Raw genomic sequence first — 17,191 nt, forward strand, 5'->3', positions numbered from 1 at the left:
AACACGTACAGCCACCGGTAGATCGCCTCATGCGAGACGGTCCGGCCCTGAGCATCAACAGAACGTTCCATGAGCTCCACACTGGGATCCTGCGCCTCCAACCGCAACCTGCCCGCGATCTGCCGCGGCGTGCACGAGGACTTCAAGTCCGCGAGGACCCGCGCTCTGAGGATCGGATCACGGTCGATCACACGCTCCTGCGGACGCGAACGAGACTGCCGTGCAGTCTTATCCGCGGTGGCACACCGATACCCGCCGGTCTTCGTGGAGTTCCGGTGAATCTCCCGCGAGATCACCGACGGCGCCCTCCCCAGGTGCACCGCAATCGTCCGAATCGACCAGCCGGCCTTCAACCCCGTCGAGATCTCAACCCGATCCTCCACCGTCAACATCCGCCGCACATCAGCCCCGTATCGTCGCACCACCCCGGTCTACCAGGGCTGTTGCTACGACGCTATGACACCGCCGGTTCCACCCACCAGGTAGGACAGTCCGGAGACGTCGAGAGGAATCGGAAGAATCACCCGAGCGATGAAACACCCGACGACGGCCCACCCGGCCACGCGAGCGAACCGCGATGGCGACGATGCCGACATCCACCGCGCAAGGAACATCGACAGGATGAACACACACGCGGCGATCACGCTCAGCACCACGATCCTCGCCGGGGACGCGCCGAGCCGCACCTGCACAGACGCGCCGATGATCACCGCGCAGGACAGGGTACCCACGACATGAGTGGCGCGGCCGCCCGACAACCTCATCGCGAACATCGAACACAGGACCGTCAGAACCACAGACAGAAGCACCGTGAGCTCGGGCGACTGCTGAGGCGCCCGGAAGACACCTGCGACGAGCGCCGACAGCACGCCCCAGACCACCGCGCTGCGCACCATGTCTCGCGGGCGAGTACCAGGGCGCAGGCCCCCAGCCGCCCGCTCCTGCAGGTCGGTCACACCCGCTCCACGCGGATCATCGGAGATCCGCTCGCGGCCCCGAGGAAGATGTTCTCGCCGGGCGCGATCTTCGTGCGCTCCCGCTTCGTCAGGCGCGCGCCACTCGCCCTGAACGTGCCATTGGTCGACACGTCCGTCAGATAGACGTCGTCACTCGTGCACTCCACGAGCACGTGCCGCGACGAGACCGCCCGGAACTCCGCGTCGTCGGGCACCACGATGTCCGACGCCACGGCACGTCCGATCGACAGTGATCCGCTGGAACTTACAACGGGGACGACAACGATCACCCGGTCATGGAGACTGAGCCGGATGGTGAAGTTCGGAACGAGCGTTTTCGCCACACGACCGGGAGCAGCGGGACGACTGCGATCCACATGACCCGAATCCTGGCCACCGATTGAGCGTGACACCCACAACCGAAATCCAGGAATGAAGAAGAGAGCGGCTACGGCCGACAATGCAATGACACCCAGGAAATAGGCCGTACCTGTCATCGACCACCTCGTCGCACTCCGCGGGCCATTCATCGACCCCTTGAGCTGCATAGTAATACGCCATCCACCAGCGGAGGACCGGTATTCGTTCACGCACGCACTCACCGACCGACCTGCGACCAATGAACTTCGTTTCGATCAGAATTGAATTCCAGCGATTCTGCGGGCCGCGCAGATCACGAAGCCGGAAACGACGACGGCACCTACACTGATTGCCGCTCACCGACGCCCTGCGCTGCTGCGGCGTCCGCGATTCGGCCAGGAGGGAGACGTGCAGATGATCGGCACGACGTTGGACGAGCGATACACGATCACGGCCCGGCTCGGCGCAGGCGGGATGGGCGTGGTGTATCGGGCGCGCGACATCCGGCTCGAACGGGATGTCGCGGTCAAGCTGATGGGTGAACACCTGGCCGACAGCGAACAGTCCGCGCACCGATTCATCCGCGAAGCACAGCTCGCCGCGCGACTGGACCACGACAACGTCGGCCGGGTCCACGACATCGGCCGCGACTCGTCGGGACGCCTCTACATCGTCATGCCCCTCCTGGAGGGCGATCCCCTCTCCGACCTGATCGGCGACGGAAAGTCCCTTCGAGCTTCGGAGGCGCTCATCGCGATGGCCGACGCCGCGGCCGGATTGTCGCACGCTCACCGCGCGGGAATCGTGCACCGCGACGTCAAGCCCGGTAACCTTTTCCGCTCACAACAGGGCCGACTGTCCGTTCTCGATTTCGGATTGGCGCGCCTGACCGAAGGATCGGGGAGACCCACGGCGCTCGTCGGCACCTGGGACTACATGGCGCCGGAGCAGTTCGATCCGGACACGTTCGGCCCGATCGGTCCCGCTGCGGACGTCTACGGGCTCACCGGCGTTCTACTGCATGCGGTCACCGGCCGCCCACCGTTCCCCGATGCGGATTCGTTCCCGCAGCTCTTCGCCGCGCACACCCACGGACCACGTCCGGTGCCCGGCGACCTCGATCCGCGGTTCGCTTGGCTCGACCCCGTCGTCGCGCGCGGAATGGCGATCGACCAAGCAGCTCGACCAGCCTCTGCAGAATCGCTGGTCGCGCACGCGATTCACAGCTGGGGGCGAGCGCAGCTGATCACGAGGTCGCGGGTCTCGCTCACGCGACCGACGCGGTGCGGGCGCTAAGATTCTGCGACGAGGCCGTGCACGGCCGCTGGATGAAGGTCATCACCGACCTGGAGTCCGACACCCACAGCCGCGTCTACCTGATCGAACTCAGCCCCGATGGAGCCGTCATCGAACGTGAACTCTTCGCATCGCACCGCGCGTCTGCCTGGTCGGGAACCTGGTATAGCGGGAGCGACAACGACGGTCGAAGGACCATCGAGGTCACCGTTTTCAATAGGTATTTCGGGACGGTTCGCCGAGTCAACGACGACCTGTTCGTCGGGACCGAAGTCGGCCCGCGCGTGGAGAACGACGTCGAGACACGGAGCATGACAGTGAACGCCCGCTTCGCACTGGTCAGAGTCAACGCCGACGGCACTGGTCCCGACGGGACACTCGTCTGATAGCCCGTAGCGCTCGACCCTGCGGTCCGCCGACTACGAGCCCGCGACCTCGCGGGCTTCGTCACGGGACAGCGTGTAGCCGGACGACGCGAAGTCCCAATCCCCGGTCGCCACGGGCTCCGACGCGAACCGGTCCGACGGCGCCCGCGCATCTGGGTCATCCGCGATCCATCGATCGGTGGCGATGAGGTCACTCCAATCAGGGGTCTCCAGGTCCTCGTCGAACACGCCGCTCTCCCGGAGCCACGCGGCGACGTCGTGCCACAGCCAGATCTCGCCGGATACGAACGCGTACGGGGCCGGGAAGTCGGTGGTGCCCTGCCGGTCGCCCCGGGCCCAATTGCCAACGGCCTGCCGGGTCACCCCCACGCGTTCGGAGATCTCGCGGCGATCGACGAGGTCGGGAATCGTCCGCAGCGGCACCAGTCCCGCCGCGCGCGCCGCACGCACCGCATCGATCCCGGCCGCCCGAGACGTCACGGATTCCACGACAAGAGTGACCGACGCGAGCCCGGCCCGACTCGCGAACACGACATCGTCGACCACATCCGCCAGCGCGTCGAGACGATCGTCGTCGGGCTCGATCGCCTCGATGCGCAGAATGTAACTGTACGAAGGCATGCCCCCAGAGTCCCACCCACCAGCGCTGTTGTCAATCGGAAACACTAGGCGCGACGCTACCGCGGCACACCGGGGCACTTCCGACACTCACGGTCGATGCTCCTCGCGTGCGTCGACGGATTCTTCGGGGTCCCGAACACCCTCACCCGCGCGTGATCCCCACCGTCGGAACACGGACAGTACAGAACGAATTTGTGCCCCATGGCCCGGATCCGCCACCCCTCGTCGACGTACTTCTCGACGACGGCGTAGACGTCCTTGTGGATCTGTCGCCGGGCCTCCGTCAGCTTCACCTCGACCCAGCTCAACGGGGCCTCGGCGACTCGGACACGCGCGCCCAGCGATCCCTGTGCATCCCGTCATCCTAACCGGGTACCAGTCGTCGGGACCGCTCCGCCCGACGGCCCCGAGAAGACGGCGCCGCTACGCCGCGCGGTGCTGCAGGCGCGCGTCGAACGCGGCCTCGAGGAACAGGGCCGTGATCTGCACGGCCTGCTCGCTCTCCGGTGTCGCACCTGCGAGCACGGGGAAGGCGTGCACGCCGCCCTCGTACAGGTGCAGGTCACAGAGCCTGCCGGCACCGTCGAGACGGGCGTGCAGGCGCTCGGCGTCGACCCGGAGCATCTCATCCGTACAGGCGATCACCAGCGCCGGCGGGAACGCGGCGGGGCTGATCTCGGTGGCGTCGTCGTGGCCGCGCGGATCGACGGGGCCGCGATCGAAGAACTCCCGCAAGCCGCGCAGCTTGCCGGCCGTGAGGTAGGCGTCGTCGATGTCGTAGCGCGGGTCACCGTCCTCGACGGTGGGCGTGAGCAGCGGAGAGAAGCCGAAGTAGGCCGCCGGGGCCTGAGCGGCGTCCAGGTAGGCCAGCTCGAGGACCTTCGCGGAGATGTAGCCGCCCGCGGAATCGCCGCCGACCGCCACCTGGCGGTACCGGCCCGAGTCCACGACGGCGCGGTACACCCGGTAGCCGTCCTCGACGGACGTGCCGATACCGACGTCGGGCAGCTGGCGGTAGTCGACGTTGAAGACGGTGACGCCGAGGGATCGGGCCAGCGCCGCCGCGACCCGGCGGTGCGTGGCGGGGCCGCCCGCGAGGAAGGCGCCGCCGTGGTAATAGCAGATCGCGACGTCGGTGCGCAGGTCACCGGTGGTGGGCACGAGGCGCTCGACCTGCACGCCGGCGAGCTCCATCCGGTCCACCTCGACATCGTCGGGCATCCAACCGATGAGATTGGCCAGCCCCTCGCCCAGCGCCATGGGCCCGAAGGTCCAGGACCGCACGGGGTACAACGCGATCAGGGGTCGCAGCAGCAGCTTGGCCCCCGCGATGGCGAGCGCCGACTGGGCGCTCACGCCGCGATGCGCGGTCACAGACATCGTCGTCTCCTCTCGCCCGACCGCCGGGGCCGGACAGAACCGGTTCAGCCTAAGCGGAACAGCCACCCCGATCCAGCACATCTGCTGGTTTTCCGTACGCACGTGTCCCGCTCGGCCGTCCCCGCGCGCGGTGACCGCTGTCACCCGTCAGCCGGAGATGCCGCTGCGCTCCACACCCGCCGCTATCCAACGCTGTGCTACCAGGAAGAACGCCAGGAGCGGGGCGATCGATACCAACGCCGCCGCGAACATCGCGGGCACGTTCACCGATTGCGCGGTGATGTAACTGGAGAGGACCAGCTGCACCGTCCAGGACTGCGGATCCTGGCCGATCACCAGCGGCCACAGGAACGCGTTCCAACTGCCGACGAAGGTGATCGTGGCGACCGCCGCCGTCACCGCACCCGCGCCCGGCAGGGCGACGCGGAGCAGGATCCGGGCGGGGCCGGCACCGTCGAGAACGGCGGCCTCCTCGAGCTCCCGGGGGAATCCCACGAAGTGCTGCCGGAACAGGAACACCGCCGTGGCCTGGAACAACCCGGGCACCACCAGCCCCTGCAGCGACGACACCCAGCCGAGCGAGGAGACCATGACGAAGGTCGGCACGAAGGTGACCGCGGCGGGCACCAGCAGCGTCGCCAGCACCACCCCGAACACCGCCCCCGCGTACGGGACCCGGATCCGCGCGAAGGCGTACCCGGCGGGCAGGGCCAGCGCGACCGTCCCGAGCGTCTGGAGCAGCGCGACGACCGTCGAGTTGAGCAGCGCGCGGCCGAGCGGCCGGGCATCGTCGGAGAAGACCTCCCGCAGGTTGCCCCAGACGGGCGCCCGGAGCCCCCACGACCCCGTCGCGACGTCCATCGACGTGCCGAGGGCGCCGCGGACCAGCAGGTACAGGGGCACCAGGAAGAGCACTGCGAGTCCGGTCAGGATCAGGTAGCGGGCGACGCGGGACACGGTCATCGGGGGTCCCTCCGCCCGAGCAACCCCGTCAGCCTGCCCTGGAGCAGGGCGAACAGGGCGATCAGCACCGTCAGGATCACCCCGCCCGCACCGCCGCTGCCGAAGTCCTGACCGTTGCCGACGGCCACGTAGTACAGGTAGACCAGCGGCGGCCGCGCGTACGGCGGGTACCCCTGCGCGGTGGACATGACGCCGTAGAACTCGTCGAAGGCCGAGAACGCGTTCACCGTGGACAGCAGCAGCACGGCGACGGACACCGCGCGCAGCTGCGGGAAGGTGATGCGGGTGAACACGGTCCAGGCGGACGCACCGTCGAGTGCGGCGGCCTCGTACAGGTACCGCGGCACGCGCTGCAGCGCCGCGAGGAACAGGATCATGTAGAAACCGAGCTGCAGCCACAGGCGCACCGTGACCAGCACCAACCAGTACCAGGGCGGGTGCACCACCGACAGCCACGCGACCGGCTCGAGCCCCACCGCGCGCAGCGCCGTGTTCGCCACGCCCGTGGGCACGCCGGGGAAGATCGACCCGCGCCAGATCAGCGACGCCGCGACATAGCTGCACGCCATCGGCAGGAAGAACACCGACCGGAAGAAGCGCTGGAACAGCCGCACCCCGTTCACCAGGACCGCCAGGCCCAGCGAGCCGGCGAAGGTCAGTGGCACCACGATCACCGCGAACGCGGCGAAGGTCGCGAGGCTCGACCGGAACGCGGGGTCCGCCAGCATGTCCCGGTAGTTGCGCAGCCCCACGAAATGCGTCGGGGTCACTGTGTTGCGGGCCTCGAACAGGCTCAGCCATACGCTCCACCCGATCGGGACGACGACGAACATCGCCAGTCCCGTGAGGAAGGGCCCCGTCAGCACCCAGAACCACAGGTGCGCCGAGTCGCGTCACCCGCCCCTCCAGGGCCGTGCCGAGCGCGCCCGCATCAGCTCGGGAACCGCTCGAGTTCCTTCTGGACGACAGTCGCGACGCCCCGCAGCTCGGTCATGGGATCGGCACCGCCCCGGATGATCCGGTCGAGCGCATCCCGATACGCGGTGGCACAGCGCGCCGTCCACAGCAGCGGCGTCTGGGGATGGCCCACCGTGTTCACGAGATCGGCCGCCTCGCTGTACAACCCGGTCGCCAACTTGGTGGCGCGCGGCAGCAGCGAGCGCCGCGCCGGTACGTGCAGGCCGTAACTCTGCGCCCAATCCAGCTGCAGGTCCGTGCGCTCGACCCACAGCCACTGCACGAACTTCTTCGCCCGCGCGACATCGCCCTTCGCGTTCACCGCCGCTCCGTACGCACCGAAGGGCACGCTGGTGCCGCCGTTCGCGCCGATCGCGGGGAAGGCCCGGACGCCGACATCGTCACCCAGCGCCGCCGTGATCGCGGGCAACGCCCACAGCCCCGTCCACTGCATCGCGGTCTGGCCCGCGATGAACGCCCCGGGGTCGGACCAGTCCTGCGGCGCGCCCAGCAGCAGATCGCCCGAGGTGAACAGCGCCCGCATCGTCCGCAGGCCCGCCGCGACCTCCTCGTCGACGAAGCCCGGCTTGCGCTCGGGCGTGAGGTAGTCGTGGCCCGACGACCACAGCAGCACACCGCCGAGCACGTCCGCGCCGCCGGTGTTCCCGAGGAACAGGCCCTTCGTGGTGCCCCTGTTGAGCGCCCGCGCCGCCGAGACCAGCTCGTCGAGCGTCCGGGGCGGCACGACGCCGGCCTGCTCGAGCATCGACCGGCGATACACCAGCAGCTGAATGTCCGTGACCTGCGGGATTCCGTACACGCGGCCCCCGTGGGTCATCCGGTCCAGCAGCGCGGGGGTGAAGTCCGAGCGCGCGTCGCCCAGCACGTCGGTCAGGTCCGCGACCCGACCCGACGTGATCATGTCGATCGTCGGGCCGTTGGCGAACTCGAAGACGTCCGGACCGTCGGCGCTCACCAGCGCCGAGGAGATCTTCTGGTCGTAGTCGCCGGGGAACGAGCTGACCCGGACCCCGCCGCCGGGGTACTCGGACGCGTAGCGGGCGAGCGCTTCGGGCGCACCCTTCTCGCCGTACTGGTGGAACCAGGCCCGCAGGTCACCCGCGGCGCCGCCACCGCGGCCCGTGTCGCCTCCGCACGCTGCGAGCGCGCCCGCGAGCGCAGCACCGCCGATCCCCGCCAGCACCGCCCGCCGGGACACACAGAAGTCAGCCACGGGGGTAAGTATCGCAAACCCACGGCGCACTTGCGTCCCGGGCCTCACGGAACCCCACTCAGAACAACGCGGCGGCCAAGCCCCGGCGAGCCTCCAGCACAGCGGGATCCGCCGGGTCGAACAGGTCGAAGAGCTCGAGCAGGCGGGTGCGTAGCACGGTGCGGTCGTCACCGAAGGTGGTTCGGATCGCGGTGATCAATCGTCCGAAGGCACGCGCCGGGGTGCCCGCCAGCAGCTCCTCGTCGGCCGCGGCCAGTGCGAGCTCCACCGCGTCCGTGCCGGTCGCGTCCGCCGCGGCGTCCGCCCGCTCGATCGCCCCCGGCTCGCCGCGAGTGGCCCGCGCGAAGAAGGCCATCTGCTTCGCCGCGGCCGCCGCATCCGCATCGCCCGGGTCCGCGTGCAGGATCGCCTCGTAGGCGGCGCGGGCGCCGTCGTAGTCGCCGTCGGCCGCGAGCTGCTCCGCCGCCTCGCGCCGTGGGTCCGACGGCGCCTCCCCCGCGCCGGTGCCACCGCCGCCGAACTCCGGCGGGAGCTGGGCCAGCACATCGTCGAGCCACTGCCGCGCCGCCTCCTCCGGCTGCGCGCCGGCGAACGCGGTCACCGCGCGGCCCCCGGCCACTGCGATCACCATCGGCACCGACTGCGCGCCGAAGGCCTGCGCAACGCCGGGCGCACCGTCGACGTCGACCCGGGCGAGCGTCCACCGGCCGCCGTCCGCGGCGACGAGCTTCTCCAGCACCGCCGACATCGCCTGCGACTGCTCGCTGTAGGACGCCGACAGCAGCACCACGACCAGCGAGCCGGCGGACCGGTCGATCACGTCCACGGGGAAGCTCTGGTCCGTCACATCGACGATGCCGGGCCCGGGGGCGCCGCCGGGCTGCGCCTCCGGATCCGACGGTGCGGGCCGCGCCTGCTGCGCAGCCTTCGCCTCCGCACGGGCCTTGAGGCCCGAGAGGTCGACCGCCCCCGCCATCGCAGCGGCGGTGCGCAGCGCCCGCTCCTGGTCCTGCCTGGAAGCGCCACGAGGGGCGCGCGGTGTAGTCACCACTCCATCTTGGCACGGCCCCCGGAATCAGACGTAGCGCTGCAGGTCCGGATCGAACCGCCACGACGTGGGACCGGACGCGGGCATCCCGCAGGCGGCCAGCGCGCCGCGCCGGGGCCGGTACCAGCTGGTGAGCGGCACGTCGTCGACCACGTGCACCGCGTCCGGGTACTGGCCGTGGCGGCCGGCGAAGGTGTCGGTGATGTCGGCGGCGGTGAGGGTGGCGTCGTCGCGGAGCGTGACCGCGGCGACGACGCGGGGCGGACCGTCGGGCTGCTCACCCGGCACCTGGTACACGACGGCCTGTTCCACCTGGCCGAGTTGCTCGAGGACATCGGTGACGGGGATCGAGTAGACCGGGCCGCGCTCGGTGACCGCGACGGTGCGGACGTCGTCGACGAGCCAGTAGTCCCCGTCCTCGTCCTGGCGGAACAGGTGGCCCGTCGAGAACCACGCGTCGCCCGGCCGGAAGACGCCGCGCAGCAGCACGTCCCGGTGGGTGGTGTCCGGATCCGCGCGGCCGATGAGGACTCCCACCTCGCCCTGCTGGACCTCCTGCAGGAAGCCGTCGCCGTTCTCGACGAAGCGGCCGGTGTCGAAGTAGTAGTCGACGAGCGCGACCTCGGCGCTGCCGGGCAGGCTGCGGCCCTTCGCGCCGGGCTTCCCGCCGCGGACCTTGGCCAGCACGATCTCGCCCTCGGTCGACGCGTAGAACTCGACCACCTGCGCGGCGAACGCCTCGCCGACCCGGCGGGACAGCTCGGCCGACATGCCGGAACCGATGAACGCGCGAACGGGGTGGTAGCGCGGGACCTCGAGGCGCGGATCGTCGAGCACCGCCCGCATGAGGTTCCAGGTGTAGCAGACCACGGTCACGCCGTACCGCTGCACCTCGACCATGAACCGGTCCGGGTCGAAGTCGCGGGTCAGGGCGATCCGCGAGCCGCCGGCCAGCGCGCCGCCGAGGCTCGTCATGAGTCCGGAGCTGTGGCTGAGCGGGGTGAGGCAGTAGACGGTGTCGCTCTGCGAGAGCCGCGTCGCCGACGCAGTGCCGAACGCCGACAGCGCCCACCGGCCGTTCGTGACCCGCTTCGCGCGGAGCCTGCCGCCCACCTCGGAGAACATGACGAACGCGAGGTCACGGCCCAGGCCCGCGTCCGGCCGATACCAGCGCGGGATCCGGACGTTGTCGGGGTCGACCTGCTCGAGGTCGACGAGCTCGGCGTCCAGATCCTGTCGCGCCGCCCCCGGGCGGTCGCGGCGGTCACCACCGCCGACGACGAACACACGCTCGGCGACCGCCACGGCCTCCTCCGCGTGCTCCGGATCGGTGATGACCGATGTCGCCTCGCCGAGACGCAGCGCGGCCGCGTAGTCGGTACCAGGAGGGAGCAGCACCACGACGGCGCCGAGCCGCGACAGCGCTGCCATGACCACGAGCGCCGAAGGCCGGGTGTGCATGAGCACGCCCACGTGCTCGCCCTGCCGCACGCCGACCTGCAGCAGGCCGCTGACCACGCGGTCGATGCGCTCGTTGACCGCATGCTTGGTGTGCACCCGGTCCTCGTAGAGGAACAGCTCGCCGTGCGGGTCGCTCGCGGCCTGCTCCGCCAGGAGCTTGCCGAGCGAGACCTGCGTGTGGGCCTGCAGCTGCCCCAGGCGCGCCAGCTTCGGCAGGCCGCGGGTGACCTCGCGGGCCACCGCCGTCGCGCCCGCGGCGGTCGCGGAGGCCGCGTCGAGCAGGTCGCGGGCCGCCACGAAGCCGACGGTCGCGAGCCCACCCACGCCCGCGACCAGAGGATTGACACCGGCGTCGCGGTCGTCGTCCGGCTGCATGGCGGCGATGTTCTCGGGCTCGGGTCCGCGCCCCTCCTGCCAGAGGATCCACTGCGACACCGTCGGGTACGTGATGGCGCCCGCCGAGCTGCCGACGACGAGGCCGAAGTGCCCGGCGGACACCTGCGCCTCGTACACCGTCGCCTTCGGGGCGGCCTGCAGGATGCCGCGCACCGCGCTGGGCCGGCCGATCTGGTCCGACAGGCCCACGAAGGCGAGCACCGGGCTGGTGATGGACGCCAACGAGACCGCGTCACCGTCGATCGCGAAACCCCCGGTGAGCATGCGGTTGTGGACCACGAACTGCTTGAGCAGGTCGGCGACGGCGGGACCGGAGTAGGCGACCCAGCCGTCGGCCTCGAGGAAGCGCCGCTGGTCCTCGCGCGGCAACAGGGCCGAGCGGTCGTGCAGCTGCCGCACGAAGTCGATCCGCGAGCGGACCGCCTTGACGGGGTTGAGCATCTCGAAACCGCGCTGCACCATCCAGCTCGGCAGGTAGAAGCGGTTGAAGACGTGGTCGGCGACGAACTCGGCGCCCTTGTTCACCAGCGCGGGCGGTGCGCCCAGGGGCAGCCCGGCCGAGATGTCGACGGGGCTGCCGAAGGTGACGAGGCTGGCGATCGACCGCGACCGCCGGTACGCCGCGACCTGGTAGCAGAACATGCCGCCCTGCGAGTAGCCGCCGATGTGCACGTCGCGGCCGCGGAAGGTCGCGATCTGGTCGATCGCGCGGGAGATCGCGACGACGTGGTCGGCGAGATTGCGCTCGAGCCCGCCCTCCTCGCGGTCCGGCGAGCCGAAGTCGATGACCCACGGATCGAGGCCGGCTCGGTGCAGCACCGAGACCGCGCCGTTGTGCTCGGTGACGTCGAAGACATTGGCGTCGACCATCATCGGCGGGACCAGCAGGATCACGGGGCGGTCGTCCGCCGACGGTGCCGGGGCGCGGTCCGCGAAGTAGCGCCGCAGCCGGTACATCGGAGAACGCTCGAGCACCGAGTACTGCGAGGGCTTCTGCCCGGTCTCGAGGCCGCCCTGGGTGAGCACCTCGAAGCCGTTGCGCGCCGTGGCCGCCAGGCGGTTCACCGACGCTTCGAGGGCCCTGCCTCCGGGAAGTCCGCCCAGGATGTCCACCATGTCCCCGTCCTCCGGTCGACTGACGTCTCGGTCAGCGAATCAACGTACCCGCAGCCCCGGAGCCGCGGTGACCTAACGGCCGATCGCGTCGGCGGGCTCCGCCGCCGTCGCCGCGGCGGCCGGGGCGTCGAGCTTGCCGGCGCGCTGCGCCCACACCTCGAAGACCACCGAGCAGAACGGGAGCACAGTGGCTACCAGACCGAGGAGCAGGGTCTTGACGTCCCACGCGCGGGCCCGCGCCACCGCGAGGGTGAGCACGACCAGCACGATGAAGACGATGCCGTGGGTCATGCCGGGCTTGGCCACGGCCTCCTCGTTCCCGCCGACCCACTTGCCGTACATGCCGATGAGCAGCCAGACCCAGGTGAGGGCCTCGAGGAAGGCGACGACCTTGAAGGCCGCGACGATCTTGGACGCGATGGACTCGTTCATGGGTTCCTTACTGCGCGAGAACTACTGCGCGAATGGTTCGGCGCGAGCGACTACTGCGCGGGGACGGTGATGATCAGCGCGTCGCCCTGGCCGCCGGCGCCGCAGAGGCCGGCGGCACCGGTGCCGCCGCCGCGGCGGGCGAGCTCCAGGGCGAGGTGCAGGACGATGCGGGCGCCCGAGGCGCCGAGAGGGTGGCCGATGGCGATGGCGCCACCGTCGACGTTGACCTTCTCGGCGTCGACGCCCAGGTCCGCGGTGGACGCGAGGCCCACGGCGGCGAAGGCCTCGTTGATCTCGAGCAGGTCGAGGTCCGCGGGGGTGATGCCCTGCTTGTCGCAGGCCTTCTTGATGGCGTTCGAGGGCTGGTGCTGCAGCGACGAGTCCGGGCCGGCGACGACGCCGTGCGCGCCGATCTCCGCGAGGTAGGACAGGCCGAGCTCCTGCGCCCTGCTGCGCCGCATCACGACGACGGCGACCGCGCCGTCGGTGAGCTGCGAGGCGTTGCCGGCGGTGATGCTGCCGTCCTTGGCGAAGGCCGGACGCAGCTTGGCGAGCGACTCGGCGGTGGTGTCGCCGCGCACGCCCTCGTCCTCGCTCACGCGGATCGGCTCGCCCCGGCGCTGCGGGATCTCGACGGGGACGACCTCGTCGGCGAACTTGCCCGCGGCCCACGCCTCGGCGGCCTTGCGGTGCGAGTCGGCGGCGAACGCGTCCTGCTCCTCGCGGGAGTACGTGACGGTGTCGGTGGTGTTGAGCTGCTCGGTGAGCCCGCCCATCGGCTGGTCGGTGAAGACGTCGTGGAGGCCGTCGTAGGCGGTGTGGTCGAGCATCTCGATGCTGCCGTACTTGTGGCCCTCGCGGCTGCCCGTCAGGATGTGCGGCGCCTGCGTCATCGACTCCTGGCCGCCGGCGACGACGACCTCGTACTCGCCGGCCCGGATCAGCTGGTCCGCGAGCGCGATGGCGTTGATGCCCGACAGGCACATCTTGTTGATGGTCAGCGTGGGCACGTCCCACGGGACGCCGCCCGCGATCGCGGCCTGGCGCGCCGGCATCTGTCCCGCGCCCGCGGTCAGGACCTGGCCCATGATCACGTAGTCGATCGTCTCCGGATCGACACCGCTCTTGTCCAGGGCGCCGCGGATCGCGACCGCCCCCAGATCGGTGCCGGACTGCGACTTGAGCGCGCCGAGCAGCTTGCCGAAGGGCGTCCGAGCGCCGGCGACGATGACCGTCGGATCGTTGTCGGGATCCTGATGAGATGCGGACGGAGCCACTTCGTTCCTCCTCGTGGGCATGGGTCTTCCACCTCAAAGCTACATTCGAGGCATGACAGAGAGCCAATCGCACGGATCCGATCACACCGCCCACGGCGAGCACCCCGCCGCCCACGGGGTCCCGGCCGAATACGTCCTGGGTATCGACCACGTCGGCGTCGCCGTGTCCGATTTCGACGCGGCGCTCGAGTGGTACGCCCGCGTGCTCGGCATGGTGTGCACGCACGAGGAGATCAACGAGGCCCAGGGCGTCCGCGAGGGCATGCTCTCCCCCGCCTCGCTGCCGGCGGCCGACGGCGCACCGTCGAGCGCGGCGCAGCTGCAGGTCCTCGCTCCCCTGACGCCCGAGTCGACCATCGCCAAGTTCCTCGACCGCAACGGCCCGGGCATGCAGCAGCTCGCGTACCGGGTCAGCGATCTGGGAGCGGTGACGGCGCACCTGCAGGAGCAGGGCGTGCGTCTGCTCTACGACGCCCCCCGCAACGGCACCGCCGGGTCGCGGATCAACTTCCTGCACCCGAAGGACGCCGGGGGGATCCTCGTGGAGCTGGTCGAGCCCGCGTCCTGAGGGTGGGCGCCGGTCCCGGGAATCGGACCTTTTGCTACTGCTGACGCCGCGGACGCGGGGCGTCCACGTACCATCGGAGCATGGCGAATTCGGACAACGTCGCGGGCGGCCCGGCACCCGCACCGTTCGCGGTGGTCCTGCGTGGGTACGACCGGGACCAGGTCAGCGAGCAGTTCCACCGCTACCAGGCTGAGCTGCGGGTTCTCGCGGCCGATCGCGACGCCGCCTCGGCGCACGCCCGCGAGCTGACCGACCTGCTCGACGAGGCGCAGGACGAGATCGACAACCTGCGCCGCGAGGTCGACCGCCTCAGCGTTCCGCCCACGAGCGCCGAGGGCATGAGCGACCGGATCGCCCGCATGATGCGCCTCGCGTCCGACGAGGCCTCCGAGATCCGCGCCGCGGCGCAGAACGAATCCGCCGAGGTGCGCTCGCTCGCCCGCCAGGAGGCGGAGACCACCCGCCGGGAAGCTGACCGGATCCGCTCCGACATGACCTCGCGCCGGGAGGCCATGGAGCAGGAGCACGAGTCCACCATGACCCGTGCCCGCGAGGAGGCGGACCGGATCAAGGCCGAGGCGGAGGCCGAGGCCGACAAGCTCTCGCGGTCGGCCGCGGAGAACCGCGAGCGCGTCCAGGACGACTTCGACATGGCCATGTCGATGCGGCGCGACAAGGCGATCAGCACGATCACCGAGCTCGAGGAGGCGTCCAAGACCGAGGCCAAGGACCGCATCGACGCGGCCAACGAGCGGTCGGAGCAGACGCTCAACACCGCGAACGCGACGGCGGAGCAGAAGCTCGAGGACACCAACACCCGCATCGCCACGCAGGTCGCCAATGCGCGCCGGATCACCGAGGACATGCAGGCGCTGCGCGCGTCGATCCTCGACCAGCTCGAGACGGTGCGCCGTCAGCTCTCGCTGGTGCCCGAGGCGCTCGCCACGGGTGACAACGAGACGCCGGTGGTCGAGAAGCGGATCGAACCGGCCGCCTACGAGGCCGCCACGCCGCCGAAGGCCGACCACGTGACCGACGACGGGCCCACCGCCGCTCAGCGCGCGGAGAAGGTCCTCGGTGCCGACGACTTCGCCTCCGTCGACACGGTCGCCATCAAGACCTCGCCGGCCACCGACGACACGGTCGCGATCAACACCGTCGCCAAGCGCTGATCAGCGCGACCGCCGGCCGGCCTCGCGGCGCCAGCAGCCACTGTGCCAGTGCCGGCGGTCGGTGACCCCGCCGATGTCCGCGGACGGCCACACGACCACGTGGGCCGTGCCCACGGGGATCAGCTGATCGCACCCGGGGCAGCGGTACTCCTTTGCGGCGCCGCTGCCGGTGACGGTGCGCACCTGGTAGGCCTCGTCGCCCAGTTCGATCCGGGACCCGAAGCCGCCCGTGCTGAGCGGACGGTGGTCCCCCCGGGCGGCCGCCCGCTTCCGGGACACGGGCCTGCGCCCCATCAGAAGAGCTTGTAGGACGTGTCCTCGGTGCCGCGCAACACGTCGTAGTCGACGGTGACGCAGCGGATCCCACGATCCTCCGCCAGGGTCCGCGCCTGCGGCTTCACCTGCTGCGCTGCGAGGATGCCCGTGACGGGCGCGATGAGCGGATCCCGATTCAGGAGCTTGAGGTAGCGGGTGAGTTGCTCCACGCCGTCGATCTCCGCGCGGCGCTTGACCTCCACCGCGACCGTCCCGCCGTCCGCGTCACGGCACAGCAGATCGACGGGCCCGATGGCCGTCATGTACTCGCGGCGGATGAGCGTGAAGCCCTCGCCGAAGGTCTGGGTGTGCTCGGCCAGCAGCTCCTGGAGGTGCGCTTCGACGCCGTCCTTCACCAAGCCCGGGTCCACGCCCAGATCGTGGCTGCTGTCGTGCTCCATCTCGCCGATCAGGATGCGCAGCTGTTCCTCCGCCTTGTTGCGCACGATCCACAACTGGTGCCCCTCGGGCACGTCCTTGGACTCCTCGTCCGACGGTGCCGTCTCCAGCCAGCAGGGCGGGCTCATCCAGTTCAGGGGCTTGTAGGCACGATCGTCCGCGTGGATGCTGACCGAGCCGTCCGCCTTGACGAGGATCAGCCGGCGGGCCATCGGGAGGTGGGCGGTGAGCCGGCCCACGTAGTCGACCTGGCATTCGGCAATCACGACACGCACGGGCTCCACCTTACGGTACGGGTTCGACGGTGCCCCGTTCCCGGGGCACGGGGTCCTCCCGTGGACAGGACTGCGGATACGACGAAACCCCCGGAGGCGGGGGCATTTCTGCTCACCGGCCTCCGAGGGCTCGTCCTGTATCTAATTTTAGTCCGGCGGTGTCCTACTCTCCCACACCCTCACGAGTGCAGTACCATCGGCGCTGAAGGGCTTAGCTTCCGGGTTCGGAATGGAGCCGGGCGTTTCCCCTTCGCTATGGCCGCCGTAACACTGCGAAACAACACATGTGTTGTCTCAGACATTGCATAGTGGACGCGAACCAGCCTCAACGGGCCGGATTTCTGTGAATTGTTACACGCATAATCTTCTGTGAGCCATCAGTGCTCGTTTTGGCGAATGTTATGTGTGTGGTAAGTCCTCGACCGATTAGTACCAGTCACCTGCACGCATTACTGCGCTTCCAGTTCTGGCCTATCAACCCCATAGTCTGTAGGGGGTCTTACCCACTCAAGGTGGTGAGAATCCTAATCTTGGAACAGGCTTCCCGCTTAGATGCTTTCAGCGGTTATCCCTTCCGAA

18 protein-coding genes and 2 rRNA genes are annotated in these 17,191 nt (G+C 69.9%); 4 read left to right on the forward strand and 16 right to left on the reverse strand.

The window, feature by feature from the left end; translation table 11 throughout:
• The 3 genes from AXK61_RS24810 to AXK61_RS24265 all read right to left on the reverse strand — a co-directional run.
• Positions 1–392: helix-turn-helix domain-containing protein (locus AXK61_RS24810; RefSeq protein WP_156485562.1), on the reverse strand; the 392-nt coding region annotated here is incomplete at its 3' end.
• Between the two features lie 54 nt (positions 393–446).
• Complete coding sequence (locus AXK61_RS04245) at positions 447–956, reverse strand: hypothetical protein (RefSeq protein ID WP_068744007.1); 510 nt, start codon at positions 954–956, stop codon at positions 447–449.
• A complete protein-coding gene (locus AXK61_RS24265) occupies positions 953–1,453 on the reverse strand; it encodes an FHA domain-containing protein (RefSeq protein ID WP_197466741.1) in 501 nt (166 codons plus the stop codon). Before AXK61_RS24265 ends, AXK61_RS04245 begins: the two co-directional genes overlap by 4 nt.
• Positions 1,454–1,730: 277 nt before the next feature.
• Between AXK61_RS24265 and AXK61_RS04255 the strand changes: the two genes are divergently transcribed.
• Together AXK61_RS04255 and AXK61_RS04260 are read left to right on the forward strand one after the other, a co-directional pair.
• Entirely contained in the window at positions 1,731–2,612 is an 882-nt protein-coding gene (locus tag AXK61_RS04255; RefSeq protein ID WP_231855427.1) for a serine/threonine-protein kinase, read from the forward strand.
• Between the two features lie 32 nt (positions 2,613–2,644).
• On the forward strand, positions 2,645–2,998 hold the full coding sequence (locus AXK61_RS04260) for a hypothetical protein (RefSeq protein WP_156485563.1): 354 nt from the start codon (positions 2,645–2,647) through the stop codon (positions 2,996–2,998).
• A gap of 33 nt (positions 2,999–3,031) precedes the next feature.
• Here AXK61_RS04260 and AXK61_RS04265 read toward each other — a convergent pair whose 3' ends face one another.
• The 9 genes from AXK61_RS04265 to AXK61_RS04310 all read right to left on the reverse strand — a co-directional run bounded on the left by AXK61_RS04265 (position 3,032) and on the right by AXK61_RS04310 (position 13,883).
• On the reverse strand, positions 3,032–3,619 hold the full coding sequence (locus AXK61_RS04265) for a hypothetical protein (RefSeq protein WP_068744013.1): 588 nt from the start codon (positions 3,617–3,619) through the stop codon (positions 3,032–3,034).
• A 423-nt stretch (positions 3,620–4,042) separates the two neighbouring features.
• The gene (locus AXK61_RS04275; RefSeq protein WP_068744017.1) at positions 4,043–4,999 is read right to left on the reverse strand and encodes an alpha/beta hydrolase; all 957 of its coding nucleotides are present in this window, start codon (positions 4,997–4,999) and stop codon (positions 4,043–4,045) included.
• Between the two features lie 147 nt (positions 5,000–5,146).
• Positions 5,147–5,962, reverse strand: coding sequence for a carbohydrate ABC transporter permease (locus AXK61_RS04280; protein WP_068744019.1), 816 nt, complete (start codon positions 5,960–5,962; stop codon positions 5,147–5,149).
• Entirely contained in the window at positions 5,959–6,828 is an 870-nt protein-coding gene (locus AXK61_RS04285) for a carbohydrate ABC transporter permease (RefSeq protein ID WP_231855424.1), read from the reverse strand. Before AXK61_RS04285 ends, AXK61_RS04280 begins: the two co-directional genes overlap by 4 nt.
• Before the next feature lie 65 nt (positions 6,829–6,893).
• Positions 6,894–8,153, reverse strand: coding sequence for an ABC transporter substrate-binding protein (locus AXK61_RS04290; protein ID WP_231855425.1), 1,260 nt, complete (start codon positions 8,151–8,153; stop codon positions 6,894–6,896).
• Positions 8,154–8,211: 58 nt separating this feature from the next.
• Positions 8,212–9,201 carry a tetratricopeptide repeat protein gene (locus AXK61_RS04295; RefSeq protein WP_331710549.1) on the reverse strand — a complete coding sequence of 330 codons (990 nt, stop codon included), beginning with the start codon at positions 9,199–9,201 and terminating at the stop codon, positions 8,212–8,214.
• A 27-nt stretch (positions 9,202–9,228) separates the two neighbouring features.
• Positions 9,229–12,174 carry an AMP-binding protein gene (locus tag AXK61_RS04300; protein ID WP_068744023.1) on the reverse strand — a complete coding sequence of 982 codons (2,946 nt, stop codon included), beginning with the start codon at positions 12,172–12,174 and terminating at the stop codon, positions 9,229–9,231.
• A gap of 72 nt (positions 12,175–12,246) precedes the next feature.
• On the reverse strand, positions 12,247–12,606 hold the full coding sequence (locus tag AXK61_RS04305) for a DUF3817 domain-containing protein (protein ID WP_068744025.1): 360 nt from the start codon (positions 12,604–12,606) through the stop codon (positions 12,247–12,249).
• A 50-nt stretch (positions 12,607–12,656) separates the two neighbouring features.
• The gene (locus tag AXK61_RS04310) at positions 12,657–13,883 is read right to left on the reverse strand and encodes an acetyl-CoA C-acetyltransferase (RefSeq protein WP_231855426.1); all 1,227 of its coding nucleotides are present in this window, start codon (positions 13,881–13,883) and stop codon (positions 12,657–12,659) included.
• Positions 13,884–13,935: 52 nt separating this feature from the next.
• Here AXK61_RS04310 and mce point away from each other — a divergent pair, with 52 nt between their 5' ends.
• Both mce and AXK61_RS04320 read left to right on the forward strand, forming a co-directional pair.
• Positions 13,936–14,451 (forward strand): methylmalonyl-CoA epimerase, encoded by a 516-nt coding sequence (gene mce / locus AXK61_RS04315; RefSeq protein ID WP_082789212.1) that lies wholly within the window; start codon positions 13,936–13,938, stop codon positions 14,449–14,451.
• Positions 14,452–14,531: 80 nt separating this feature from the next.
• Positions 14,532–15,623 (forward strand): coiled-coil domain-containing protein, encoded by a 1,092-nt coding sequence (locus tag AXK61_RS04320; protein WP_068744028.1) that lies wholly within the window; start codon positions 14,532–14,534, stop codon positions 15,621–15,623.
• On the opposite strand, the gene AXK61_RS04325 is transcribed toward AXK61_RS04320, so the two are convergent.
• The 4 genes from AXK61_RS04325 to AXK61_RS04340 all read right to left on the reverse strand — a co-directional run.
• Positions 15,624–15,917: a hypothetical protein gene (locus AXK61_RS04325; RefSeq protein WP_068744030.1), complete on the reverse strand. Its 294-nt coding sequence runs from the start codon at positions 15,915–15,917 to the stop codon at positions 15,624–15,626. It abuts the gene before it with no gap.
• Positions 15,917–16,612 carry an endonuclease NucS gene (nucS, locus tag AXK61_RS04330; RefSeq protein ID WP_197466742.1) on the reverse strand — a complete coding sequence of 232 codons (696 nt, stop codon included), beginning with the start codon at positions 16,610–16,612 and terminating at the stop codon, positions 15,917–15,919. The genes AXK61_RS04325 and nucS overlap by 1 nt, the downstream gene beginning before the upstream one ends.
• A 150-nt stretch (positions 16,613–16,762) precedes the next feature.
• Positions 16,763–16,879: ribosomal RNA gene (gene rrf / locus AXK61_RS04335) — 5S ribosomal RNA — on the reverse strand.
• A 139-nt stretch (positions 16,880–17,018) separates the two neighbouring features.
• A 23S ribosomal RNA gene (locus tag AXK61_RS04340) occupies positions 17,019–17,191 on the reverse strand; the annotation flags it as partial.

This window comes from Tsukamurella pseudospumae (assembly GCF_001575205.1).
GTDB lineage: Bacteria > Actinomycetota > Actinomycetes > Mycobacteriales > Mycobacteriaceae > Tsukamurella > Tsukamurella pseudospumae.